The sequence below is a fragment of the Selenomonas sp. WCT3 genome, from assembly GCA_900100835.1.
Lineage (GTDB): Bacteria > Bacillota > Negativicutes > Selenomonadales > Selenomonadaceae > Selenomonas_A > Selenomonas_A ruminantium_E.
Window position 1 is genome coordinate 110,363 of record FNCM01000006.1, and the last position, 25,878, is coordinate 136,240.

General features: G+C 50.9%; 24 protein-coding genes. 8 read left to right on the forward strand and 16 right to left on the reverse strand.

All coding sequences use genetic code 11. The annotated features are described in order from the left end of the window. Window positions 1-151: 151 nt before the first annotated feature. Window positions 152-2,044, forward strand: a complete 1,893-nt coding sequence (nadE, locus tag BLQ36_RS07340) for an NAD(+) synthase (protein ID WP_074514960.1) — start codon at window positions 152-154, stop codon at window positions 2,042-2,044. Between the two features lie 51 nt (window positions 2,045-2,095). Next, entirely contained in the window at window positions 2,096-2,524 is a 429-nt protein-coding gene (locus BLQ36_RS07345) for an FKBP-type peptidyl-prolyl cis-trans isomerase (protein WP_074514962.1), read from the forward strand. A gap of 280 nt (window positions 2,525-2,804) precedes the next feature. Here BLQ36_RS07345 and BLQ36_RS07350 read toward each other — a convergent pair whose 3' ends face one another. The 4 genes from BLQ36_RS07350 to BLQ36_RS07365 form a co-directional block, all read right to left on the reverse strand. Then, window positions 2,805-3,215 carry a hypothetical protein gene (locus tag BLQ36_RS07350; protein WP_033169371.1) on the reverse strand — a complete coding sequence of 137 codons (411 nt, stop codon included), beginning with the start codon at window positions 3,213-3,215 and terminating at the stop codon, window positions 2,805-2,807. A gap of 125 nt (window positions 3,216-3,340) precedes the next feature. Further along, entirely contained in the window at window positions 3,341-4,126 is a 786-nt protein-coding gene (locus BLQ36_RS07355) for a ZIP family metal transporter (RefSeq protein ID WP_074514964.1), read from the reverse strand. Window positions 4,127-4,135: 9 nt separating this feature from the next. Next, window positions 4,136-4,984, reverse strand: coding sequence for a flagellin lysine-N-methylase (gene fliB / locus BLQ36_RS07360; protein WP_318260944.1), 849 nt, complete (start codon window positions 4,982-4,984; stop codon window positions 4,136-4,138). A gap of 1 nt (window position 4,985) precedes the next feature. After that, entirely contained in the window at window positions 4,986-6,011 is a 1,026-nt protein-coding gene (locus BLQ36_RS07365) for an aldo/keto reductase (protein WP_074514967.1), read from the reverse strand. A 175-nt stretch (window positions 6,012-6,186) separates the two neighbouring features. On the opposite strand from BLQ36_RS07365, the gene BLQ36_RS07370 reads away from it, so the two are divergent. The 5 genes from BLQ36_RS07370 to nadE (BLQ36_RS07390) all read left to right on the forward strand — a co-directional run bounded on the left by BLQ36_RS07370 (window position 6,187) and on the right by nadE (BLQ36_RS07390) (window position 10,199). Beyond that, complete coding sequence (locus BLQ36_RS07370; protein WP_033169367.1) at window positions 6,187-6,552, forward strand: hypothetical protein; 366 nt, start codon at window positions 6,187-6,189, stop codon at window positions 6,550-6,552. Window positions 6,553-6,795: 243 nt separating this feature from the next. Continuing rightward, complete coding sequence (locus BLQ36_RS07375) at window positions 6,796-7,587, forward strand: NUDIX domain-containing protein (RefSeq protein WP_143558705.1); 792 nt, start codon at window positions 6,796-6,798, stop codon at window positions 7,585-7,587. Between the two features lie 15 nt (window positions 7,588-7,602). Further along, window positions 7,603-8,160 (forward strand): cysteine hydrolase family protein, encoded by a 558-nt coding sequence (locus BLQ36_RS07380; protein ID WP_074514971.1) that lies wholly within the window; start codon window positions 7,603-7,605, stop codon window positions 8,158-8,160. Window positions 8,161-8,189: 29 nt separating this feature from the next. Then, entirely contained in the window at window positions 8,190-9,407 is a 1,218-nt protein-coding gene (pncB, locus tag BLQ36_RS07385) for a nicotinate phosphoribosyltransferase (protein WP_074514972.1), read from the forward strand. A gap of 15 nt (window positions 9,408-9,422) precedes the next feature. Beyond that, window positions 9,423-10,199, forward strand: a complete 777-nt coding sequence (gene nadE, locus BLQ36_RS07390) for an NAD(+) synthase (RefSeq protein WP_074514974.1) — start codon at window positions 9,423-9,425, stop codon at window positions 10,197-10,199. A 169-nt stretch (window positions 10,200-10,368) separates the two neighbouring features. Here nadE (BLQ36_RS07390) and BLQ36_RS13245 read toward each other — a convergent pair whose 3' ends face one another. Then, the gene (locus BLQ36_RS13245; RefSeq protein ID WP_081342266.1) at window positions 10,369-11,070 is read right to left on the reverse strand and encodes a hypothetical protein; all 702 of its coding nucleotides are present in this window, start codon (window positions 11,068-11,070) and stop codon (window positions 10,369-10,371) included. Between the two features lie 156 nt (window positions 11,071-11,226). Next, entirely contained in the window at window positions 11,227-11,688 is a 462-nt protein-coding gene (locus BLQ36_RS07400) for a hypothetical protein (RefSeq protein WP_074514976.1), read from the reverse strand. 161 nt (window positions 11,689-11,849) lie between these two features. On the opposite strand from BLQ36_RS07400, the gene BLQ36_RS07405 reads away from it, so the two are divergent. Next, window positions 11,850-12,422: a beta-class carbonic anhydrase gene (locus BLQ36_RS07405; RefSeq protein ID WP_074514977.1), complete on the forward strand. Its 573-nt coding sequence runs from the start codon at window positions 11,850-11,852 to the stop codon at window positions 12,420-12,422. 234 nt (window positions 12,423-12,656) lie between these two features. Here the strand turns inward: BLQ36_RS07405 and BLQ36_RS07410 are convergent, their stop codons facing one another. From BLQ36_RS07410 to BLQ36_RS07455, 10 genes are all read right to left on the reverse strand, one after another. Beyond that, the gene (locus BLQ36_RS07410) at window positions 12,657-13,253 is read right to left on the reverse strand and encodes an acyloxyacyl hydrolase (protein WP_318260945.1); all 597 of its coding nucleotides are present in this window, start codon (window positions 13,251-13,253) and stop codon (window positions 12,657-12,659) included. 126 nt (window positions 13,254-13,379) lie between these two features. Further along, the gene (locus BLQ36_RS07415; RefSeq protein WP_074514980.1) at window positions 13,380-14,720 is read right to left on the reverse strand and encodes a threonine/serine ThrE exporter family protein; all 1,341 of its coding nucleotides are present in this window, start codon (window positions 14,718-14,720) and stop codon (window positions 13,380-13,382) included. A 27-nt stretch (window positions 14,721-14,747) separates the two neighbouring features. Beyond that, the gene (locus BLQ36_RS07420; RefSeq protein ID WP_074514982.1) at window positions 14,748-15,524 is read right to left on the reverse strand and encodes an alpha/beta hydrolase; all 777 of its coding nucleotides are present in this window, start codon (window positions 15,522-15,524) and stop codon (window positions 14,748-14,750) included. 25 nt (window positions 15,525-15,549) lie between these two features. Further along, entirely contained in the window at window positions 15,550-15,972 is a 423-nt protein-coding gene (locus tag BLQ36_RS07425) for a hypothetical protein (protein WP_074514983.1), read from the reverse strand. Between the two features lie 35 nt (window positions 15,973-16,007). Next, window positions 16,008-19,841: a PolC-type DNA polymerase III gene (locus BLQ36_RS07430; RefSeq protein ID WP_074514985.1), complete on the reverse strand. Its 3,834-nt coding sequence runs from the start codon at window positions 19,839-19,841 to the stop codon at window positions 16,008-16,010. A 14-nt stretch (window positions 19,842-19,855) separates the two neighbouring features. Further along, window positions 19,856-20,356: a lytic transglycosylase domain-containing protein gene (locus BLQ36_RS07435; RefSeq protein ID WP_318260947.1), complete on the reverse strand. Its 501-nt coding sequence runs from the start codon at window positions 20,354-20,356 to the stop codon at window positions 19,856-19,858. 97 nt (window positions 20,357-20,453) lie between these two features. Then, the gene (gene coaE / locus BLQ36_RS13400) at window positions 20,454-21,059 is read right to left on the reverse strand and encodes a dephospho-CoA kinase (RefSeq protein ID WP_074514987.1); all 606 of its coding nucleotides are present in this window, start codon (window positions 21,057-21,059) and stop codon (window positions 20,454-20,456) included. Window positions 21,060-21,077: 18 nt separating this feature from the next. After that, window positions 21,078-21,902: a bifunctional DNA-formamidopyrimidine glycosylase/DNA-(apurinic or apyrimidinic site) lyase gene (gene mutM / locus BLQ36_RS13405; RefSeq protein ID WP_074514988.1), complete on the reverse strand. Its 825-nt coding sequence runs from the start codon at window positions 21,900-21,902 to the stop codon at window positions 21,078-21,080. A 1-nt stretch (window position 21,903) separates the two neighbouring features. Continuing rightward, complete coding sequence (gene polA / locus BLQ36_RS07450; protein WP_074514989.1) at window positions 21,904-24,522, reverse strand: DNA polymerase I; 2,619 nt, start codon at window positions 24,520-24,522, stop codon at window positions 21,904-21,906. A 59-nt stretch (window positions 24,523-24,581) separates the two neighbouring features. Beyond that, a complete protein-coding gene (locus BLQ36_RS07455) occupies window positions 24,582-25,736 on the reverse strand; it encodes a L,D-transpeptidase family protein (protein ID WP_074514991.1) in 1,155 nt (384 codons plus the stop codon). Between the last annotated feature and the right edge of the window lie 142 nt (window positions 25,737-25,878).

A 25,878-nucleotide genomic window follows, 5' to 3' on the forward strand; every position in this document is an offset into this window, starting at 1 on the left:
AAGTTTATTATATCATATATTATGAGCGAATCCTATAGAAAATATAAGATTGTCACTCAAGAAAACACGTTTTTCTTTTAAAGCTTACATTTTACCATTTATTACACAAATATTTACCAATTTGTGTAATAATCTAAGGAGTGTTCTACCCTTGTTAAAAATCGCTATGGGCCAGATGGAAGTCATCCCTGGCCATCCGGACCAAAACACCGCCAAAATTCTGTCGATGATAGCAGCGGCCAAGAAACAAAGCGTCGACCTCATCATCTTTCCCGAAATGGCCGTTCCTGGGTATCTCTTAGGAGATACCTGGGAGCAGTCTTCCTTTCTGAAAGACTGCGAAGACTATGGCCAGGACATCATCAACGCATCAACGGGCATAACGGTAATGTTTGGCAACATTGCCGTTGACTGGTCAAAAAAGAACAACGATGGCCGGGTACGCAAATACAACGCTCTCTTCACTGCTCGGGATGGCAAACTGATTCAGCCCGACAACATGCCCTATCCCTATGTCATCAAAACCTTAATGCCAAACTACCGGGAATTTGATGACACCCGTCATTTCTTCAGCCTGCAGAAACTGGCCCGGGAACTGGGCACCACCCCCGATCAGCTGCTCTCGCCTGTGACGCTGAAAATCAAAGACCGTCACTATCGCGTCGGCTGCCTGCTTTGCGAAGACGGCTGGAGCGACAATTATGAGATGGAACCCATTGAGATGCTGCGCCGCCATCATAAGCCAGACTTCTTTGTCAACATCTCGGCCTCGCCCTATACTCTGGGCAAAAACGACAAGCGCAATCGAGTATTTGGTGCCCAGGCAAAAGATGCCGGCGTACCGCTTTTCTACGTCAATGCCATCGGCCTTCAGAACAACGGCAAAACCATCTACACCTTTGACGGGTCAAGTACGGCCTACAACGCCAAGGGCGATGTTTGCGCCGTTTCCCCGGAGTACACCGAAGACCTCCACATCATTGACCTTCACGCCCTTGACCAGTCAAAACCAATTGACCAATCCGAGGAAAAAGACATCGCCCATATTTACCGGGCGCTTCACTACGGCATTAAACGCTTCCTCGAAAACATCCATATGAAAAAGGTGGTCATCGGCATCTCCGGTGGCATTGACTCCGCCGTTGCCGCTGCCCTCTATGCCAAGGTAATCGGACCGGAAAATCTGCTGCTGGTCAACATGCCCAGCGTCTTCAACTCGGAGACCACCAAAGGGCTTTCCCAGCAGCTGGCCAATAATCTTGGCTGCCAGTACATGATTGTCCCCATTCAGCAATCGGTTGACCATACCATTGACCAGCTTGAACACACCCCCATGACCTATCTGGCGGATGGCACCAAGAGCAATCTTTCCGTTTCCTCCTTTGTCACCGAAAACATCCAGGCCCGGGACCGCAGTGCAAGAGTCCTGGCCGGTGCCGCAGCAGCCTTTGGCGGCGGCTTTACCTGCAATGCCAACAAGGCTGAGACCACCGTTGGCTACTCCACCCTTTACGGCGACCAGTCAGGCTTCCTTGCCGCCCTAGCGGACCTTTGGAAACATCAAGTCTACGCGCTGGCCTATTATATGAACGAAGAAGTTTATGGCCGCGAGGTGGTGCCCCAAGGCATCATCGACATCGTGCCCAGTGCCGAGCTTTCCAACGCGCAAAATGTCGACGAAGGCAAGGGTGACCCCCTCAAATACCCCTATCATGACTTCCTGTTCCGTTCCTTCATCGAGCGGTGGGAAAAGGCTGCTCCCCAGGATATTCTCGAATGGTATGCCGCTGGCACCGTGGAAGAAAACCTTGGCTGCCAGCCAGGTCTTGTTGCCAAATATTTCCCGACAGCTAAAGACTTCATCGAGGACCTCGAGCGCTGGTGGAATCTCTTCTGCGGCATGGCCATTGCCAAGCGCATCCAGGCCCCGCCGATTCTTGCCATCAGCCGCCGCGCCTATGGCTTTGACCACCGGGAAGCCCAGAACGGCCCCTACTACACCCGCCGCTATCGGGAATTAAAAACACAGCTGCTGAATTCCTAATACCTTTTATGCTATACTATTCCTATTACGAACATAGAATGGAGTTACACAATGAGCAACGATAACAAAAAAGTAAAAGTACACTACACCGGTACCCTTAACGATGGAACGAAATTCGATTCCTCCTACGACCGTGGCGAGCCACTGGAATTTGTCTGCGGTGCCGGCATGATGATAAAAGGGTTTGACGATGCCGTCAAAGACATGGCCGTTGGCGAAAGCAAAGACATCCATCTGATGCCCGAAGAGGCCTATGGCATGCCATCCGATGAAAACATCATCACGATGGAAATCGCTCAATTGCCAGGGGCCGAAGGACTCGAAGTCGGACAGAAGGTTGCCCTGCAAAATGCCTATGGCCAGCCGGTCCCCGTAACCGTAACCGAAAAGACCGAAACCACCATTACCTTCGATGCCAATCACGAAATGGCTGGCAAAGAATTAAACTTTAAAATCGAACTGGTTGAAGTGGAAAACTAACGACTAAAGAAAATCAGATGAGAAAAACTCCTGAGGCTAAAAACGCTTCAGGAGTTTTTCTCATCTATTGCAAAGGTCGAGGCATCCTGGTAAATAATTCTTCTGTCATAAAATAGCATTCCTCCTCAAAAAAAACATCCATAATCCGAAAACTGCCGGATTATGGATGTCCTTACCGTAGCGATTTCTCGCCCTACTATCTTCGTTGTATTAAACATTTTTCCTATCATAGCATATCCAAGCGCAAAAGTCACGCCTGCTGTCACGCAGAAAAGCAAACTCACTCCTCTAAGATATTACGGCGCGGTTCCAGTTTCATTTCCTGCTGACTGGTCAAAAGCGAACCATCCGCCGCCCTAGGGATAGGCTTCGTCCTATCGGCCACCGCACGAAGTTTCGGCTTTTGAATGTAGCAGGCTTCCAAGTGGCCTTGCTTATATTCCGATATGCGGATACTGCCATCAGGGAGAATATGCTTAACGGTTTCCGTAAACTCTCGCTGGGCCCGAAGTTCCTTCAGTTCTTTATCGACGGCCTCCATCGTTTCGAGTGTCTCGGGAATCTTACCCAGCCTTTCCGCCACCAAATCCGAAAACAACTCCTTAAAGGCACTTGTCCCGGCAGCCTTTTCCCGGCTAATATTCGTCTCCCCGGCAAGCCCAATCCTTCCCACTCTCATTTCCTGTTCCATTCCCACACCTCATTCCTATCAAAAAAACACGTCTGCACGCTACCTTGAGACCAACTTTTTTCTTGCTTGTAAAATTCGCGGCCAGGAAGGAAAATCCTGCCACAGCAGTCCTCTATCCTCACCTATTACCCCAAAGCAACATCCAAAGCCATCATCAGGGTAAATCCTACGGAAAAACAAAGAACCCCCACATCCGAATGATTGCCCGCAGACATTTCCGGTATCAATTCTTCCACAACTACATAAAGCATAGCTCCTGCCGCAAAAGCCAACAAATAAGGCATCACGGGAATCACATAGCTTGTCGCCAGAATCGTCAACAAGCCGCCCACAGGTTCCACCACACCAGAAAGCACACCTGCGGCAAAGGCTTTATGACGGCTCATCCCTGCACTCCGAAGCGGCATGGAGATAATTGCCCCTTCCGGGAAATTCTGGATAGCAATGCCTAACGACAACACAAAAGCGCCCGCTATAGTAATATCCACATTCCCGGCCATCCAGCCAGCAAAGACCACACCTACTGCCATTCCTTCCGGGATATTGTGAAGCGTCACTGCCAGCACCAGCATCGTCGTCTTGGACAAAGAACTAGCAGGTCCCTCCGCCGCATCTGCATTCATATGCAAATGAGGAATCGCATGGTCGAGGAACAAGAGGAACAATGTTCCCACCCAAAATCCGATTACCGCCGGCAAAAACGATAAAGCTCCCATCCCTGCCGACGCTTCCATAGCCGGAATCAAAAGACTCCAAATCGAAGCCGCCACCATAACGCCTGCCGCAAAACCAGTAAGACCCTTTTGAACCTTCGCGTGAAGCTCTTTTCGCATGAGATAAACACAGGCTGCCCCTAAGCTCGTTCCCGCAAAAGGAATCAACAGCCCCTGTACCACTTCCACTGAAATCATAAAATCTCCTTAAACCAGCTTCATCAAACAGCGAACATTCTCGACGCTGTACTCAATCTGCTCTGACCAGCGCCGAACCGACTCATCCAGCTGACCGGTCAATTGATAAAGCAAAGAAATAAAATCAGCATTCAACTGTGCATAAGAAAGAATCGCTGCCAAGCCAAATGTCTCGAGATGCTCCAACGCCCGATAAACAATATACTGATAGATGCGTGTAAAGAGCACCAATTCGTTTTCCGTAAGCGGCACCAGTTGATCTGTCATCGCAGCCAATTCGCCTAATTGTCTGGTCCACGCGTCATCAATCGGCACAGTTTTTCCGAGGCAGTCCAAAACAAATTCGGCATCGTCTTTTGTCATCCCGGACAGATAGACAAGCTCTTCCGCCGGGAGCTCAATCCCCATGTTCCCTAGTAATGTTGACAAGTCAATGGCCCGGTCCGAATTTTCCTCGTGAAACGTCAAGGTTGACAAGTCAGCCAGCAAAAGTTCACAGCTCTTTTCACAACTAAGCCCCATGCCTGCCAGTTCGAAATCCGCTGCCGTCACAAAAAAGCGCGGATGATTCGCACAAATATCACAGAGAATGGAATCCCCAGCATTTCGTATCAGCTGACAAAGGCCATCGGTTCGAAGAAACGGGCAGCGCGCTTTCTCATCTAAACGAAACTGCCAAATACCGTCGTGACAGAAAATATTGCGCCGTATTTCTGCCCCCAAGGCATCCGACATCGTCTGATAGCGTTTCGCCGTCCGCGCATCAATGTCAATTTCCCACCCCATGCAACAACTATGCTGACACGAATCAGCCTTACAGGAAAACTTCTCATAAAAATCTGGATAAATCGTAATCACATCATACCTCAATTTCGCCAGCGAGGACTTTTTGATAATCCTCATAATTTTTCTTTAAAAGCGCTGGCGTATTCAACTCATAAGGACATTTGGTGGTGCACTGACGGCAATTGAGACAATTCTCGATTTTCTTCATCTCCGCCTGTATCTCCGGCGTAAGCCACGCTTTGGACGGTGCACGGCGCAACATCAGCGACATGCGCGCACATTGGTTAATCATGATGCCGGCCGGACAAGGCATGCAATAACCGCAGCCACGGCAAAACTCGCCCGAAAGATCCTGCTGCTCCTGCGCAATATAGGCCTCAACTTCCTCCGTCATGACTGGCGTTTCCTCCATATAAGAAAGCCACTCATCAAGTTCCTGTTTCCGCTGAATGCCCCAGATAGGCACGACATTATCGTACTGCGCGATATAAGCCATCGCCGCCTCCGAACGATTGATAAGTCCACCCGCCAGCCCTTTCATCGCAATAAAGCCAACTTTTTTCTCCCGACAAAGTTTGACTAAGTTCACTTCTTGCTCGGAAGCCAAATAACTGAACGGGAACTGCATCGTCTCATAGAGCCCTGACTCCACACACTCAAAGGCCACTTTGATTTTATGAGCCGTCACGCCGATATGGCGGATCTTTCCCTGCGCTTTCGCCTCGAGCATGGCCTCATACATGCCCGAACCATCACCGGGCCGCCAGCACTGGTCCGCACAATGAAACTGATACACGTCGATGCAGTTGGTCTGCAGCAGCCGCAGTGACGTCTCCAAATCCTGCCAAAAAACTTCTGGTGTCTTAGCATGGGTCTTTGTCGCCAAAAACACCTTATCCCACATCCCCTTGAATGCTTCGCCTAGTTTCTCTTCACTATCACTATAGGCACGCGCCGTATCGAAATAACGCATGCCGCCCGCATAGGCTGCCCGCAAAAGAGTAACCGCTTCCGCCTTCGTCACGCGCTGAATCGGCAATGCCCCAAAGCCATTTTGTGGCACGGTAATGCCGGTTGTCCCCAAAGTTACCTGTCTCATGATTACGCCCTCCTAAAACAAAACCTTGCTCTTACTTTTAATTATACCAAGATTCCCACGATTCTCCCAAAATATTTTCGTACAGCCTCATTCGATTATTGTCAGAACTTTCATCCGATGATATAATAATGTTAGTAGTCTTTCCTGTATTGCACCAGGCAAAGGAGGGATTATCATGAGCGGCATTGGTGCAATCAATGGGTCACCTAGCTTTTGGAGCCTAGCTGCGTCGGGAATTTCGGCCATCCGGGCCTCAGCGGCAATTACGGATTCATCACAAGAAGCTCCCAACAAAAAAGACGTACCGCAGGAACGTAAAACTGTGGAGAGTGCTACGATTACCAAGCGGATGTCTGATGGAGCTATGGTTGTTTTGACGCTGCACGGCGACAATGTGGTAACTTCGCATACCTATTCACGCACTGGTAAAAACTTGACACTTACCACGAACTACGCACCAGGTCAGCAGCGCGAAATCCACCACTATCAAGACAACATGGACAGTATTTTAGCCGGTTCTTTTATCAATATTACCGCTTAACAAAAACATCACGGATTCGATGAGGGGCATACAGGAAGACACTTCAAGCCGCTGGCATATGATCAGCGGCTTTTTCTTTTTCCTTCCCTGCACAATTTTCCCCATCACGTAGTCAAAAAAACATTGACATCTATAGTCAAATATACTACACTAACTATAGTCAATTTGACTATAGTGTAAAAAGTCATCTAGACTATAAATGAATCACCAAGCATTCGCATACCAAGAAATGAGGTGTTGGATATGGATCAGGAACAAGTAGCGGCCGAGAAAGCCTTCCTCGATCAATACGACGTGTCAAAATACGAACGGCCTTCGGTCACTGCCGACATGATCATCTTCACGATGGATGATGACAATGAGCTCAATATCCTGTTGATCAAGCGCGCCCATCATCCCTACAAAGATTATTGGGCCATCCCTGGCGGCTTCCTGGAAACCGGCAGGGAATCGATCGATGAGGCTGCGGCTCGAGAACTTTATGAGGAGACCGGCGTGAAAGCAGCCGATGGCATTGACCTGCGGCAGCTCATCACCGTCGGGACCCCCGACCGCGACCCGCGCACCCATGTGGTCAGTGTGGTCTACACCGCACTGGTTCCCAAGGGACTGCTCCAGCCCAAGGCTGGCGATGACGCCAAAGAAGCCAAGCTCTTCAAGATCCGCAAGGGCTACGACGAGAACGGCGACCTTTCCATCTACTTCGTCGGCGATAAATGCTCCCTCACCATGAAGAACATCGCCTTCGATCATGAGGACCTGATCGTGACGGCCCTGAAACGCCTCCGCGGACGGCTGAACTATACCGACGATGCCTTTGCCCTGCTGCAGGACAAGGCCCGCTTCGACATCTTAGAGCTGCTGCGCGTACACGAGGCCATCCTGTTCCAGCAGCTCGACAAGCCGAACTTCCGCCGCATGTTCATGCGCGACTATGTCGGCAAGCACCGCGTCAAGGAACTGGGCCAGTACGCACAGGAAGGCAAGCGCAAGACGACGCTGTACAAATATCTCCCCAGCGGTTATGACATCTGAAAGGACGGGAAACAAATGAGCACGAAAAAGATTCTGATCATCGTAGATATGCAGGCCGATTTCATCGATGGCGCCCTTGGCTCCCAGGAAGCTGCTGCCATCGTCCCGCCGGTATGCCAAAAGATCGAAGCCGCCAGACAGAACGGCGACATCCTGATTTTTACCCGCGACACCCACCACGCGGACTATCTGGAGACGGAAGAGGGCAGGCATCTGCCAGTCCCCCACTGCCTCAAGGACACCGCAGGCTGGCAGATTGACCATCGCCTGCCCATCGACGCCGGCGACACCATCATAGATAAGCCCACCTTCGGTTCGCTGGCCCTCGGCCCCCTGCTGCAGCAGAAATACACCCCTGTCATTGCAGCCATCGAGCTTATCGGTCTCTGCACCGATATCTGCGTGCTCTCCAATGCCGTCATCGCCAAAGCGGCACTGCCTGACGTCCCCATCGTTGTCGATGCGGCCTGCTGCGCAGGTGTCACGCCAGAGTCCCACGATACAGCCCTTGCCGCCATGAAAACCATCCAGGTGAACGTCCTTCACCAGGGACAGGAGCCTTGGCGAAAATAACTACTTGTGCGATTGAGGAGGAAGTAACCATGAAGTTCAACCAGATCATCCACTCACTGCTCGAAACCGATCTCTACAAGTTCAGCATGGGGCAGGCCATCTTCCATCAGGCCAGCGAATACGAAACCACCTGGACGTTCAAATGCCGCAATGAGGACGTGCAGTTCACCCCTGCCATGGTCGAAGAGATCAAGGCCCAAATCAAAGCCTACTGCGCGCTGCGCTTCACCGAAGAGGAGCTTGCCTACCTCGCCGGCATCAAATGGCTCAAGAAGTCCTACATCAATCACCTGCGCCTCTGGCGGCCAGACTTTGCCGACTTCTCCATCCAGGCCGCCGGAGATTGCGGCCTGTCCATCGAAACCCAGGGAACGCTGCTCGACACCTCCATGTATGAGATCCCCACGCTGGCCATCGTGAATGAAGTCTACTACCGCTTCCGCCCCGACTACGAGGCACTGGTCGCCGATGCCAAGAAACGCACGCGCCAAAAGGCCGATATGCTGCGGGCCGGGAACTACTGGCTGCCCATCTTCTCCGAATTTGGCCTGCGCCGCCGGCTTTGCGCTGAGGCCCAAGAATATGCCATCGAGCAGTTCGCTGACCTCGACAGCAACGATGTGCTGCGCTCCTACTTTGTCGGCACCTCCAACGTCTATCTGGCGAAGAAGTTCGGCGTCAAGCCGGTCGGCACGATGGCCCACGAATGGATCATGTGCATGGGCCAGGGCAACCACCTCTACAATCCCGCCTACTCCAACCAGGTCGCCCTCGAGGCCTGGGTAAAGGAATACGGAGTCGACAACGGCATCGCCTTGACAGACACCATCACCACCGACTGCTTCCTGCGCGACTTCGACAAGACCCTGGCCACCCTGTTCAGCGGCGTCCGCCACGACTCCGGCGACCCGTTCCTCTGGGGTGACAAGCTCATCGACCACTACACGCGGCTCGGCATCGATCCCGCCAGCAAGACGCTGCTGTTCTCCGATTCGCTGGACTTTGCCAAGGCCGACAAGATTGCCCGCTACTTCCAGGGCAAGGCCAAGGTCGCCTTTGGCATCGGCACCTATATTTCCAACGACACCTACGCCAAGCCGCTGAACATCGTCATGAAGGTGACCAGATGCAATGGCCAGGACGTAGCCAAGATATCCGATACGCCGGGCAAAAGCATGTGCAAGAACCAGGAATACGTAGACTACCTGCAGCGGGCCATCGACTGGCGGCTCAAGCACAACGACTGATAGGAGGTATCCACCATGAAACAGGCATATCCAAGATTCCAGGCAGACGAAGACAAACAGCGGATTGTTTCCTTCCTCCAGGACTGGTTCAGCAAGAACGGCCCCGAGGCCCAGGCAGTGGTCGGCATCTCGGGCGGCAAGGACTCCTCGGTGGCAGCCGCCCTATGCGTGGAGGCCCTGGGCAAGGATCGGGTCATCGGCGTTCTGATGCCCAACGGTGTCCAGTCCGACCTCGAGGACGCCCTTTGCCTTGTCCGACACCTGGATATCCAGTACCGCATCGTGAACATCGAGACAACCTTCAAGGAAATGCTCAAAGCCCTGCAGTACACCGAAATCATAAACCACCACAACTTCTACTTCTCCGTCACCGACGCCCTGCGGCAAAATCTCCCGCCGCGTCTCCGTATGGCGACGCTTTACGCCATCGCCCAGGGCATCCCCGGCGGCGGACGGGTCATCAACACCTGCAACCGCTCCGAAGACTACGTCGGTTACAGCACCAAATACGGCGACAGCGCCGGAGACGTTGCCCCGCTGGCCGCCTACACCGTCGATGAAGTGCTAGCCATGGGCCAGGTCCTCGGCCTGCCCACCCATCTGCTCCACAAAGCCCCCGCCGATGGGCTCTGCGGCAAGACCGACGAAGACAACCTCGGCTTCACCTACGCGGTCTTGGATCACTACATCAAGACCGGAAGCTGCGAAGACCAGGAGACCAAGGCCAGGATCGACCACCTCCACGCCATCAACCAGCATAAGCAAGAACTCATGCCCATGGTGGCAAGATAAAAGCAGAGCGCTGACCATATCATTCTGGCCAGTGCTCTGCTTTTATCTTATTCTACTGTTCGATATCCATGCAGCATCCATCACTTTATTCTCCTTATCCTACATACGAACCAAACCGGCGTGACTCAATCAATCGATTCCATTGCAGGCAAAGCCGCCGCCCTCGCCTTTAATCGGGTATGACATGGTATGTCGCGCTCCTTGCCTTGAACCAGCACAACCCGGAATTGATAGCTTCCACCTTCACCTGCTCAGCATCCACCAGATAGATAAATCCATCCTCCATCAGTATGGTCGAATCAAACCAATAGGGATCATCCATCTCACCACTGCGGCTGCTTATATCATAGGCCGCATCACCTGTAAACCACATCTCAAGCTGTCCGCCCCAAATGCCGCCGAACAAGACGTAAACGCCATCCTCCTGCTCTTCCAGCCGTTCAACATAAGCATCGTGAAAACCGCCCGACACAAGCATCAAATTCCGGATATCCTTCTGCCCGCGGATTGCCGGATAGGCTTCAAACCGATAGCCTTCATCCAGCGCCAACAATTCACGGGAGACACGCTCCTGCTCCACCATGCGAAGCAACGCCTCCTTATCCGAAAGCGCCACCTCCCCTAGCTTAGTCTTTGGGTCCACCCGCCAGTTTTCCTGCTCCCCATCCGTGATAAGAACCCTCCTATGTAAATACGGCGCCGCTGCCGTATCATAGACATACTGCTTGGCCAGAGCCGTCTTCTCTTCGTTGAGGACGATAAAATATGCTCCCCAGCAGCTTGCTTCGCCCTCCTCATTCAGCTCTTGATATTGTGCATACACCGTCGAAGTATAGTATTTACCATTCCCCTTATTTATTATTGCATACATGCTCTCATCCCTTCCCGGTACGCGCCATGATTTATGGATTCTTTTATTGTATTGCCCTTTCTTTAAACGATATTTTGTGCCGGCTTAATGCCACATTAGAGGATGTTATGCAAAAAGAATGAGCCTTACAGGACACCGTCCTGCAAGGCTCATTTATCAATAGTCCTCGTCATTGTCGTAAGAATCATTCCAGAACGACGACTCCTCACTGTCATCTACTGCATCTTCATAAACGGAGGTATCTTCTGCCGCATAGTCTCCATCAGCCGCTTCATCGATTTCTGTCTCTCTCTCCTCCCATAGCCAATCGTCATTATAGTTTGTATAGTTATTGGTTATTTCCTGATTCCCATTTTTCTTATCTCCGCTGAGCATATGTCCAAGGATTGCCCCAGCAGCCACGCCCCCCGCTACATTGCGCAAAGTATGATCTTTCTCTCGGCGTAATGCCACTTGCGATTGCCGTGCAGGTTCCTTTCCTATGCGTACCTTCCGCTGTCCACACTCGGCTTTATCAGCCGCAACCAGCCGATTTCCATGTTTTCCCGTTTCCTTTTGGGACCGGAACACTACCCAGCCAATAAATATTCCCAAAACAATCAACAAAAAAGTTTCCATGAACCGCCCTCCCTGTAAATCGCTTATCTATATTATAATCTCATCCCTGTTCTTTGCCTATAAGCAAATTGCCCTGTCAATTCCTCTGCCCAAGCAGGATATTTCCCGCATGAAAAAGAAATACATACGAAAACAACCAGCAAAACAAGGAGGATCACATTATGTCAGTTCTACAAGATATCCTGGCGGTCAACGCCTCGTTCTGTACCGCCCCACCTATGGACTATACGCAGGAAGACCATCAGCAAAGCAAACTGCCCCAGAAACAGGTAGCCATCATCACCTGCATGGATACCCGGCTGGTCAATTTCCTTGAGCCCGCCTTAGGCCTGGCCCGTGGCGATGCCAAGGTAATCAAAACAGCGGGAAACTCCGTAACGGGCGTCTTTGACGGCACCATCCGCAGCCTCATGGTCTGCATCTATGAGCTTGGCGTCAAGGAAATCCTCGTCATCGGCCACCACGAATGCGGCATGTCCAAGACCACCTCCCAGAGCCTCACCAAGGCCATGCTGTCACGCGGCGTTCCCAAAGAAGCTATCCACATGATTGCTAAGGAACTTGCCGAATGGGCAGACGAATTCCAGCACCCCGAACAAAACGTCATCGATACCGTCGAAGCCATCCGGCTGAATCCTCTGATTCCTGACGATGTACCTGTGCACGGGCTGATTTTCCATCCACGAACTGGTAAATTAGACGTCGTGATAGAAGGTTATGATTATGCAAAATAGGGGTCCTTTATGGTAATGTTCTTGATTCTATGTTTTATTCTTCTTGTTGGTCTGATTACACTGCTTTACCTTACGTGGAAGCTGCTCAAGTTTCTTTTCACCAGACTCAGCCACTATAATCAGCAATAGAAAAAAGCCCCCATCGGTTGCTTATTCATCCAACTTCTCAATAAATTTCACCGTAAAAATACAAAGGCGGGCGGAATTGACTTGTCATAATTGACCGGTCAATTATCAGAATGCATGCCGATACCCTAAGGATATGCCTACACCGTTATAGCCGGGATTATGGGTCTTGAAGCCGTTGGAAGCATGGTGGATGATATAGGCGGCGCTTATGGAATCCTCTGCAGTGAAATGATAAGTGACTCGCGGGCCAATCCGCCAGAGGAAGCCAAAGGCTCTGCCGTTAGCTGGATGCGCGTGATTATACGCCAAGATTGACCCAGCCCCATCGATGGATGCCGACCACTTCTTGGATAAATTTTTCTCCCAGCGCATCATATAGGATGGGCCCAGCCCCACTGCCTCCGAGTCCCGGGCAATATCATCATCGGTGGTCTTACCCAAAGGGCGCGTCACGCTGAGGCCATAGTGAAGCGAGACATCTTTTATTTTTTTGTATTGCCGATAGATATGAAGATTGTAAAGGTCGATGTCACGCCTAGCAAACCAGCGGCCATCGAGATATTCTAACTGGATTTCCACCGCCCGATCCTTGGCGGGCTTTGTCTCAACTGGCACACTGCTTTGAGCCATTCCGGTATTGGACAAAAGGATAACCATTGCGGCCATTGTCATCCCCTGGCAAAACATCCTTCTGCTATCCATAATCATCACGTCCTTTTTCATCATTTTTTTTAGCTTGACTGCATAAATTGCTTTACTAAGTATTTCGCCATAAAAAAAAGAATCCCTATTTAAAAGAGATTCTTTTCGTTTTTTATTCGTAGCGGCTTATTCCTCATTATAGCGCTGAGCTAGCAGACGGCGTTCATTTTCCAACTTTCGCTCTTGAATGTAGCGATGAATGAAGATATTGGGAATTGCCACACCAACGGCAATACTGATGATGATGATGACCGCCTCGACGCCGCTTCGTATGCCATCTAGCAAGGCACTCGAGGTGATGAACTGAATGTTCAGCAAGGCAAAGAGCAGCCGATAAAGCAAAACGCCGGGAATCATCGGAATGGCTGATGGAATCGTCATGATGATATTAGGGGTGTGAAACCAATGGATTGCCCGCAGGGCGATGACGCCCACCACAGCTGCCCCAAAGAAGGAGCCAGCCGCCTGGGACCAGCCAAGTTCCATCACCGTCACGTTGCGGAGCAATACGGTGATAATGCCACCAACTCCCACCACAGGCAACAAGCGCTTCGGAACGTTGAAGATAATGGAAAACCCGATAGAGGCAATCGCCGCCGCTAGAGCCTGGGATACGTAAGAAGTCTCCGCCGCCGAAAGGCTCACGGCCGTAAAGTCTGTAACGCCCCCTAAGCGGATAGCCATCACAATGCCAAAGGTCATGGAGCCAACAACTAGCAGCGTATGCATGGCTCTTGTCATGCCGGAAACAATAAAGTTGTTGAGTAAATCATCCACGGCATTGATAAGCGGAATACCTGGCACCAAAAACAGGGTGCAGGCAATCAGCGGATACCAGTTGAGACTCCCCGTCAAAAACTGCGTAGCCCAGGCCAGCAGCGTCGTTGCAAAGGAAGTAATGGCTATGGACGCATAGGTGTTAAACCCATAGCCTAGGCAAACGCGGCGAATCAAAAAGCCCAACAGCGCGCAGACAGCCGTCAGCAAAAAATCCAACCAGCTGCCACCGAAGAGTTTACAAAATCCACCACAGGCAGCCCCCGCCCCTAAGGCAGTGAGCCATACCGGATAATTCCGTGGCAGCTTGCGGATATTTTCCAGCTGCCGCTCAAAGTCCTGCAGGGAATAATTTTTGGCCATGGCCCGCCAAGTCAGCTTACTGACCGCTGAAAGGGTCGTCATATTGACGCCATGCTTGGTACATTTGCGAAACTCCGTATAGGAATGCCGGTCATCGTTGACGTTAAGCATCAGCGTCGTATACATGACATGCTGATGAATGCGATCCTTCGGGATTCCCATAAAGGAGGCCGCCCGCATCATATCACGCAGGGTACGGTCCGAATCGGCGCCATTTTCCATCAGCAGCTGTCCCGTATGCAGCAACAGATGCATTTTGGGACTAATCTCGGCAAAGGGTTCGCTAAAAATGCGTTCCTTCTCTTCATTTTTATCCAAACTATTCATAGGTTATCTTGCTCATTCCCCTATCTGTTATTCTTGCACCTCTGGGCCAAAAAATTCCACAATCTTTGAAATGGCTAAGGCCATGTGGTTCTGATTCTGGAAGGGGTGATTTGCCCCCTCGACGGCAATAAATTCAATGACATTGTTCTCGGCAAATTCCTGGGAAATTGCAAAGGGAATCATTTCATCCTTCGTACCGTGCAGAATCAGCATATCATCGGCAAAGTCAAAATACTCATGATCCCGGACATCAAAGGCCTCTAGCGAATCCAGCAGGCCGTTATCGATTTTTAGTTTGCGCTCAAAGCCCACTTGCACCTCTTTACCCTTGGCCAGCTTTGCCCGATTATCCTCGGTAAGATGTTTTTCCATGGAGTCAAACATGTTGACCGCCGGACTGCGCAGGGCTATTTTGGCAAAGGGATTTTCCTGCTCGATTATATAACGCAACGTCAGATATGCCCCAAAGCTGGTGGAATAGTTGTAGACACGTTCTGCCTGCAGCTCCGTTTTTGCATAAGCCGTCACCAGCCGCAAATAGGTCATGCATTCGCCGATTTCCAGTTTCTTACGAGCATCTTCCCCATGACAAGGCCAATCAAAGGCAATAACGGCATAGCCTTTGTATTTATTTACCATATGCTCACCAAAGTTCGCCGTACCAGCCGTATCCTTATGGCTGCCAAAACCATGGGTCAGGATAACCACGTCACGAAAGATACGCACCGTCTTATCACTATCACGGGTAAAGAGCTTGCAGCGAATGCTAAAGCCCTCTTCATTGATGTCAAACTTCTTTTCCATAACCTAATGAGACTTCCTTTTAACCTTAATTTCTATTGCGCATATTTCCATAGGCCCAGGATTCAATATACTGGGCTTCTCTTCCTAATGCCTCGGGCAGGCGGTGATAATCCCCTGTATAATCCGCAGTATCGGCATGTTTGATATAATACGTGCCATTCGTTTTTTTCCAAACATAGAAATAACCATGGGAGGTAAGAACCGGATTTGATTTTGACCACTCATAGGCACAAGCGACGAATATGGCATCCGAATCATTTGTCTGCACTTTTGTGGCCGAGGTCAAATCAACAAAACTAGCGACACCGGAACCCGAATAATGGGTGATGCGCAGGTAATGATTCGCATCATCATAAAAGAACAAACCGTTATGATAATGGCCTGCTTCAGCAAATCGCAGCGGCAACAACAACAGCAACAAGAAACACATCCATCCGATTTTTTTCATAAGCCTGCCTCTCTTCCCTTTCCTTCTGAACACAATTAACTAAACAGCGCAATCTGGTCGCTTTCTCCCATACCATCCAAACAGCCGTGATCCCGCAGGATTTCGATATTGGTCTTGGAAATACCCGTGCGGCGGCGAAGGTCTTCAATACTCGTAAACACGCCGTCTTTGCGGGCTTCCACGATGCTCTGGGCCGCCTTGGTGCCCATGCCGCTGAGGCTGGCAATTGGCGGCAGCAGGGATTTTTCATGGATGACGAATTTTTCCGCATCCGACTCGTAGATGTCAACATATTCGCAACTGTAACCGCGCAAATACATTTCCCACGCCAGCTGCAGGACGATAAGGGTAGCATTCTGCTTGGCGTCCAGCTTCTTCTCTTTTGAAGCCAATTCCAACTGGTGAATCTGGTCCCCCACATAGTCCCTGCCCCTAGCGATGACATTGGCATCAAATTCGGCGGCACGAATGGAAAAATACGCAGCGTAATAGGCCAACGGGTAATGAACCTTACAGAAAGCGATACGGTAGGCCATCATAACATAAGCCGTTGCATGAGCCCGAGGGAACAGGTACTTGATTTTCTGGCAGGATTCGATATACCATTCGGGAATACCGCCCTTGCGCAATATCTCCACCGTATCCTCCGCAATGCCCTTGCCCTTACGAACCTTCTCCATAGTCTTAAAGGAAAGCAGCGGATCGATGCCGTTATGAATCAAATACATCATGATATCGTCACGGGCCGAGATGGCATTTTTTATGGTGCACTGGCCCCCGCGAATAAGGTCCTGGGCATTGCCCAGCCACACATCCGTACCGTGTGAGAATCCCGATATACGCACTAAGTCCGAGAACACGTCCGGATTGGTGTCATCAATCATCTGCCGGGTAAAGGGGGTGCGGAACTCCGGGATACCAAAGGTTCCCGAAGTCGCCCCCAGTTCCTCTGGGGTAAGCCCCAGGGCAACCGTCGAGTTAAAAATCGACATGGTGGCCTTGTCGTCAAAGGGAATGGTCTTCGGGTCACGGCAGGTGAGGTCTTCTAGCATCTTGATAACCGTCGGGTCATCGTGGCCGAGAATATCGAGCTTGACCAGACGACTACTGATGGAGTGATAATCGAAGTGCGTGGTTATAGTGCCGCAGTTCATATCGTTGGCCGGATGCTGAATCGGCGTAAAGAAATGAACGTCCATATTGCGTGGCACAACCATGATACCGGCCGGATGCTGGCCCGTTGTGGATTTGACACCCATACAGCCATGGGCCAGCCGGTCGATATAGGAACCATGTTTCTTAACGCCCTTCTCCTCGAAGAATTTCTTGACGTAGCCAAAGGCCGTCTTATCGGCGACGGTCTGAATGGAACCGGCGCGATAGACGTTGTCCTTGCCAAACAGAATCTCCGTGTATTTATGGGCCACCGGCTGGTAGGTACCCGAGAAGTTCAAGTCGATATCCGGTACTTTATCACCATCAAAGCCCAGGAATACGGCAAACGGGATATCGTGACCATCTTTTATCAGTGGCTCCCCGCAAACTGGACAATTCATATCCGGCAAGTCATACCCACAGCCATAGGAACCATCGGTAATGAATTTGCTATACTGGCAATGCGGGCAGCGCCAATGCGGCGGCAGCGGATTAACCTCCGTGATCCCCGTCATTGTAGCGATAAACGAAGAACCGACGGAACCACGGGAACCGACCAAGTAACCATCGTCATTGGACTTTTTAACCAGTCGCTGGGCGATGAGATACAGCACGGAGAATCCATGGCCGATAATCGGCTTCAACTCCTGCTGGAGACGGGCCTCAACGATTTCCGGCAAATTTTCGCCATACATCTCCTTGGCCTTGTTGTAAGACATCGACCGGATTTCTTCATCGGCCCCTGGAATCATCGGCGAATACAAGTCATCCGGAATCGGCTTAAAGGATTCAATCATCTCGTTGATTTTGCGCGGATTCGTGACGACGGCCTCATAAGCCAGTTCCTCACCTAGGTATTCAAATTCTGCCAGCATTTCTTCCGTCGTCCGCAGATAGAGTGGCGGTTGCAGCTCAGCATCATCAAAGCCCTTGCCCTTCATGAGGATGGCACGGTATATCTGATCCTCTGGATTCAAGAAATGGACGTCGCAGGTTGCCACCAGCATCTTGCCGAGCTTCTGTGCCAGTTCCGCCACTTTCAGGTTGATGTTGATAAGGTCTTCATCCGTATTGATATCGGGGAATTTATCACTGCGCTTCAAAAAGTCGTTGTTGTGAATGGGCTGAATCTCAAGGTAATCGTAGAAATTGGCAATCTCGATTAGCTGCTCATCCGACTGGCCCTCCACAATCGCCCGGATAAGTTCTCCCGCCTCGCAGGCAGAACCAATGATAATACCCTCACGGTATTCTTCAATGATTTTCTTGGGCAGACGTGGCTGCCGGTGAAAATATTTAACATGAGCCAGCGATACCATCTGATAGAGATTCCGCAGGCCATTGGGATTCTTGGCCAAAAAGATAATATGGTTGGCCCGTTTCTGCTCCCAATCATCGCCTGTAAGATAGCCTTCCATGCCATAGATGACCTTGATACCAGCATCCTTGGCAGCCTTGGCCGCATCCGGGTAAGCCTGAACCACACCATGGTCCGTAATGGCAATGGCCGGCCAACCCCAACGGGCCGCCGTCTTGACCAGATTCTTGACCGATACCACGGCATCCATGGCACTCATGGTAGTATGGGCATGAAGCTCTACCCGCTTTTCCTCCGCATTATCCATGCGGGATTCTGTTTCCTTCTTGGCCAAAGAATCCATGAAGAGCACGTACTCATTCATATAGGTATCAAAGCGGATAGAGCCGCGGATGCGCACTTCCATCCCCTCTTTGAGTTTGCCGATGATTTCCTCGAAATCCTCTTCCGGGCCGTTCTTGCCCCGTTTGGGTTTGAAGAACTTCTTGCAGGCGATACCGTTGCTCTCATCCGACAGGCAGAAGGAAAGCAGCTTCGTTCCGGTCTTGAACTCATTGGTCTTGATCCCAGAAATAGCCCCTTCCCCGATAAAGCCTTCGAGAATGACGTTTTTCATCTCCCCGTCCAGCTCGTCAATGAGCTTACGCTCGCCCATAACGCCGCGGCCAAAGATGAGGTTGCCGGCGCCATGAACCACCACCGGCCGGTCAAAGTCGTCGTGGTGTTTGGGAACCTTCGGCGCTGGGGGCTTGTTCTCTGCGGCGGGTTTAGCACGAACCGCCTTTGCCTTTGCCGTGGCGGCTTTCTGTTCAGCCACCCGTTCCTGATGGATGGCGGCACGGTATTCCGGCGTATTGAAGCTGTCGTCCACCTCGAGATTCTGCAAAACTTCGTCGCTGGCATTGCACTCCACGGGGCAACGATATCCCAGTAGCTGCTTGATGGCTTTGCCCATGAGCTGAGCCACCGAATGGGCACGCATGATTTCGCCGCCGAGTTCCCCCGGCACGTCGAGAATCAGCCGGCTGCCATCCACTCGGTACTTCGAACGCTTCAAGAGCTGAAACACCGTCGGGTTGCCTTCGGAAACCACCGTCACAAGTTTGGTCCAAATTTTCTGGATACCATCCTCCACATCGATAACTTCCTGATAGAACAGCACCTGGTCAAGCTGGCATTTCCGTTGGATCTGTGCAGCGGCTTCCTGTAAAAGGGCATCGGGAATAAGCGTCTGGCTAATCAGCACGATTTCCCAGCTGTTGGTCTTAGTACATACCTCCACATGGCGAATAGACGCTGTCTTCATGAGCTCTTTTTGCTCATCATCCAGCGCCATTCCCTGAACCAGCTGCCAAAACATATTCTCCTGTTGCGGAACGATTCGATACTTCTGCATTCCCCAAGCTCCTCTTACTCCGGATAAAGCTCCCGGTACTTCTTCTCATCGGCCAGTACCTGCCGGACATAATCCCGTGTCTCCGCAAAGGGGATGGCATCGATATCCGAAAAATCCTCTGACCAGTTATATTGTTTAATCCATTCCTGCACGTTTCCCCGGCCGGCATTATAGGCCGCCAAGGCCAACACATTATTTCCGTGAAATTCTTTCTGCAGGGTAGAAAGATACCAAGTTCCATACCGGATATTGCGGTCCGGTTCATGGAGCCCTTCTTCCGAGTAGTTTGTATCCCCAAGCTGCCCGGCAATCCACTTTGCCGTATCCGGCATTATCTGCATAAGCCCAATGGCCCCACGGTGGGAATGCACTTCCCGTTTGAACTTGCTCTCCTTTTTGATGACCGCAGCCGTAAGATTACTATCCACATGATACATCGAAGCATACTTCATCACCGTATCGTGATAGGGATAAACGTAAAAATAACTGCGCTGCACCGGTTCAAACTTTAACACAAAAAAAGCACTGAGGCTTGCGAAAATAATGAATAACGCAACACAAAAACAGGACACCATGCGGCGATGTTGCATCTTCCTGCTTTGACGGACCCTGTCATGAAACTCCGTCATGCGTCCACTCCTTCCATAGATTATCCACCTGCCGCAGGGTTGACGACAGGCTTCCACTATTATCAATCAGGCAATCAGCCCGTTTTTTTTTCTCTTCTAAAGGCATTTGCGCGGCAATTCTAGCCGCCGCCTCTTCCCTTCCATAGCCGTTGCGCTTCATAAGGCGCGCCAACTGGATTTTTTCCTCTACATATACGAGGCAAACCTTCTCTGCCATTTTATCCCATCCCGACTCAAAGAGCAATGGAACATCCAACACAATTAAAGATTTTTTCTCCCTTTGATACCGCTTCACCCGCCGGCAGATTTCCTGCTGAATCAGCGGATGAGCCGTGGCATCAATCCATTGCCGTTCTCCAGGGTCAGAAAAGACCCGCTGCCCAATGACGCGGCGGTTAAGTCCACCATCAGGCAACAGGATTTTTTCCCCGAAATGATTGCGATAGGCCTCATAGAGAGGTTTGCCCGGCGCTAGAAGTTCATGGGCAATCCCGTCGGCATCGATGATGCTGGCACCTTTTTTTTGCAAATAGGCAGAAACAGTACTCTTGCCAGAGGCTATGCCCCCCGTAAGGCCGATGATTTTCATCCCCCGCTCCTCCTTGGGTCATTTTTGACAACGAGGGCAGTAATGGGTTCCCCGCCCTCCTACGGTTATCTTCTCGATGGGCGTACCGCACTTGCGGCAGGGCTGCCCCTTCCGATTGTAGACAAAGAGGTGTTCCTGGTGACTTCCGTGCCCCCCCTCACCATTCTGATAATCCCGGAAGGTGGTGCCGCCATCGCGGATTCCTGCCTCGATAACCGAATTAATGGTTCCATAAAGGCGCTGGCATTCTTCCTGGGTAAGGGTACTAGCACGCCGCTGGGGATGGATGCCGGCTAAGAACAATGCCTCATCATCGTAAATGTTACCAATGCCACCAATATATTTTTGATTCAGCAAAAGCGACTTGATGAGCGTCTTTTTTCCCTGCACCAGTTGATAGAGATATTCTGGCGTAAATTCAGGCGACAACGGCTCTGGCCCCATTTCAGCAAGGCCATGAATGCGCCAGCGCTCCCCTGGAGCTAACGCATAGACCGCCCCGAGCGTACGGGTATCCCCATAGACGAGCAGCCCGCCGCCATCAAGATGGAATAACAGCCGCGCATACGAATCGTGAGACTCTCCCTCCGGTTCAAATACCAACCTTCCCGTCATACGAAGATGGAAAATCAGTTCATTGCCATTGTCGAGCTCCATGATGAGATACTTCCCCCGGCGCTTCATCGCCTGTATCGTCCGGCCAATGGCCATTGCCCGATAAGCTTCCGGCTCTGGCCATTTAATCTGACGCGGCAGCAAAAGATCCAGCTTCATGATTGTTTGACCGGTCAAAACTGTATCGAGATAGCGGCGGATGATTTCCACCTCTGGCATCTCTGGCATATCACTTCGCCTCCGCCCAGTTCTTGCCACTGTGAATATCAATCAACAGGGGCACCGAAAGCTTTGCCACCTGCTCCATGGATTCCTTGAGAATTTTGCTGACGGTTTCCCGTTCTTCCTCGGTGGTTTCCAGGACCAATTCATCGTGAACCTGCAGCAGGATTCGGCTCTTGACTCCCGCTTCCTGCAAACGATGATACGCTTCAATCATGGCCAGCTTGATAATATCCGCGGCCGTTCCCTGAATCGGCGTATTCATTGCCATGCGTTCCGCCAGCGACCGCTGCATGAAGTTCCGGCTCTTGATAGCTGGCAGTTCACGGCGGCGGCCGTAAAGGGTCGTAACACAGCCCGTTTCATGAGCAGCAGACACCGTATCATCCATGAATTTGCGGATGCCTGGATAACGCGTAAAATAACTATCGATATAACTTGCCGCTTCCTTCTTCGGGATGTGCAAATCGCGGGAAAGTCCATAGTCGCTGATGCCGTAGACAATGCCAAAGTTTACAGCCTTAGCCCGGCTGCGAAGCGTCGGAGTGACTTCTGCCAAGGGCACGCCAAATACCTCTGAAGCCGTGCGGGCATGGATATCCTGATTCTGGCAGAAGGCATCGATAAAGCTTTCGTCCCCTGACATATGGGCCAGCAGGCGCAGCTCAATCTGCGAATAATCGGCCGAAAGAAGGTAATCATAACCTTCCCCGGGCTCAAAGAGTGCGCGGATGGTCTTGCCTTCCTCTGTGCGCACCGGGATATTCTGCAAGTTCGGATCCGAACTAGAAAGCCGCCCCGTTGCAGTAACGGTCTGGTTGAAACTCGTGTGAACCCGTCCCGATTCTGGGTGGATAAGCTCCCCAATGGAATCGAGATAAGTGGATTTCAGTTTCGTCCACATGCGATAGGCCAAGATCTGTTCGATAATCGGATGCTGGAACCGCAGGGATTCCAATACTTCCGCATTGGTGGAGTAACCCGTCTTGGTCTTCTTCGTTGGCGGAAGTTCCAACCGCTCGAAGAGCACCTCGCCAAGCTGCTTGGGCGAGTTGATATTGAACTCTGTCCCCGCCAGCGCGTAGATATCCTGCTGGATTTTTTCAATCTTCTTGCCAACCTCGGCGGCTTTCTCTTCCAGGCTTTTTCGATTTACGTAAACGCCATTCTGTTCCATGGCCGCCAGGACTTCCACCAGTGGCAGTTCAATTTCATCATAGAGCTTTTTCATGCCCAATTCCTCAAGTTCAGCCGAAAGTTTCGGCTGAAGCTTGGCAATGAGTTTTGCCCTCCAGACGGCCTCCATTACCTCCTCATCAAAGGAATCAGGTACACTCTGCTCAGGGAAATACTGATGGGAAAGATTGGAAAGCTCGTATTTCGACAGTTCGGGATGAATAAGATAATCGGCCAGTTTGATGTCAAAAAAGGCCTTGCCCGCCTTGATTCCCCCGTGATAATACCGCTTCAAATCGTAAACCGTCACCGGTTTTTCCGCTTCCATAAACGCCAGCAGCTGCTGCCATGCCGGGGTATCGGCAGCCACCAAGCCCGCATCACCAGCAGGCAAAGTAACTACCACGGCGCTGCCAAGCTGTTCAAAGGGCGCCTGCCCCGTAAAGATACCGCTGACCGCCATGGATTCAGCCTTAGTAAAAGCCGCTGCCGCCTGTTTTTCATCCCATATTTCATAGGAAAGATCGACGGGGGCTGCTTCCTGGATTTCCATGCCGGCAAACAATCCATCATCAGATTCTCCATAGATTTTCGTGAAGTTCTTCCAAACCCCTCGTAACTCATAACGGTCGCAGAATTTCTTCATGGCAATGTGGTCTGGCGTGATGGCATAGTCCTCCATCAAAAGCTCCATATCGGGAACTTGCAATTCAATGGTGGCAAGCTCCTTGGACAGGATTGCCTGGTCACGATTTTCTGTCAGGCGCTCCTTTAATTTCTTGCCGGAAATCGCCTCAATGTTGTCCAAGACATTTTCTAAGGTACCGTATTCTAGCAACAGTTTTGTTGCTGTTTTCGGCCCCACGCCAGGAACCCCCGGAATATTGTCGGAAGTATCGCCCATGAGTCCCTTAAGGTCAATCAGCCGAATCGGCTCGAAACCGTATTCCTCCCGGAATACTTCTTCGTCGTAGGCCTTAAGCTCCGATATCCCCTTCTTCGTCAGCATGACGCGAAGATTTTTGCGCACCAGCTGCAGCGCATCCTTATCGCCAGTGACAACCATGACGTCATGACCAGCCGCAGCGGCCTTGGTTGCCAAGGTACCGATGATATCATCTGCCTCATAACGTTCTTTTTCGATAAAAGAAACGCCAAAAGCTGCTGCAAATTCATGCAGCAGCGGGATTTGGGCGAGGAGCTCTTCCGGGGTCTTGTCACGCGTTCCCTTGTATTCTGGATAGCGTTCCGTGCGGAACGTCTTCTTTCCCTTATCAAAGGCAATAACCAAAGAATCCGGTTTCAGTTCTCCCAACAGCTTAGTTAGCATGTTGGAAAAACCAAAAATCGCATTGGTCGGTTCACCCAGGGAATCCGTCAATGGTGGCAGCGCATAAAACGCACGATACATAAGGCTGCTGCCATCCAAAATCACAAAACGCTTGTTCAAGCAGGATTCCTCCTCAAATTGTTCAGTTTATAGGTTACGATAACTTACAAGAAACTATTTTACTTCTTTGTTGCTTCTTTGTAAATCTGTTTCAGAGATTTTTTGCTTTTGTTGCTATCGGCAGCCTTGTCATCAGCTTTCGGCTGCTTTTCCTCTACCTGCTGCGGGGTCTCAGTCGTTTTCTCTTCGGTCTTTACTTCCGGAGTTTCCGTCTTCGGTGCTTCCTCCTGTACCGGCGCAGTCAAAACAAACTGCTTAGCATCGTTGATGCTGCCCGTCAGGTTAAAGAGGGTCTTGGTGTCTTCGGCTTTGCAGTAAAGCACATCGCGTTTGTCAACACCTTCGGCACTGCCCAGGGTGCTGATGAGTTTATGCGTTGCTGCATCCCAGCCTAAGTTTACGTTAACGGCATTAGCCAAGTCAATCGCCGGCAGATAAGTCACACCATCTTTGGTGACCGCATTATTCGCCAGCTTTTTGCCATTGACATAGAGCGGATAGACTTTTCCCACATAGGTCGGATTGCCATCGGAAGCGTTGATTTTATTCTGGATATCCTCATCCGATTCAAAGTTGCCAACGCCATAGCCAGCCAGCCATTTATGAACATCGGCTACCGACAACTTCTGCCAGCCATAACCATCCGGGTAAATGTAATAAACAACCGTATCATCCGGAGCCTTTTCCACCACTACGCGGTTATAGGTAATCTCAACTGGCGTGCCTACTTCCACCAGGTCATAAAGTGCCTCTACATCCTTTTCAAACATGCGCATGCAGCCATGGGATGCATAGGTGCCGATAGAAGACGGATTATTGGTACCATGAATGCCGATATTGCCTGTAACCGTCATCCAACGGTAACCCAGCGGACAATCCGGACCCGAGGGAATGGAATAGCCCGTAGCCGGGTCCGTCCAAGTCGGGTTTACTTCTTTTTCGCGAATCTTATAATAGCCCGTCGGAGTCGGCGTGTAGGCCGTTCCCGGAGCAATCGGATACAGGCGAATCTTCGTCGTCCCCTGATAAAGTGCCAAAGAACGGGCAGCCAGGTTGATGCTAATCTTCATCGGCTGCTCTACCTTCTGGGTCTGAGCCGGCTGTGCAGCTGCTTCCTCAACTGGCGCTGCACTGACCATATTAGCCGAAAGTCCAGCTGCCGACCCCGTAATCATCATAGCGCCCAACATACCTGCGCAAACTTTTTCCCACATAATCATAATCTCTTTTCTTTCTAAGATTTACTGTAAAATTAACAGTTACTTTTAATATCCTAACATCTTTGGTCCCTATTTGCAAGTTAAAAGGCCCTTCCGATTTCATTAGGAAAGGCCTTATTCCTTCTTAATTGCACCC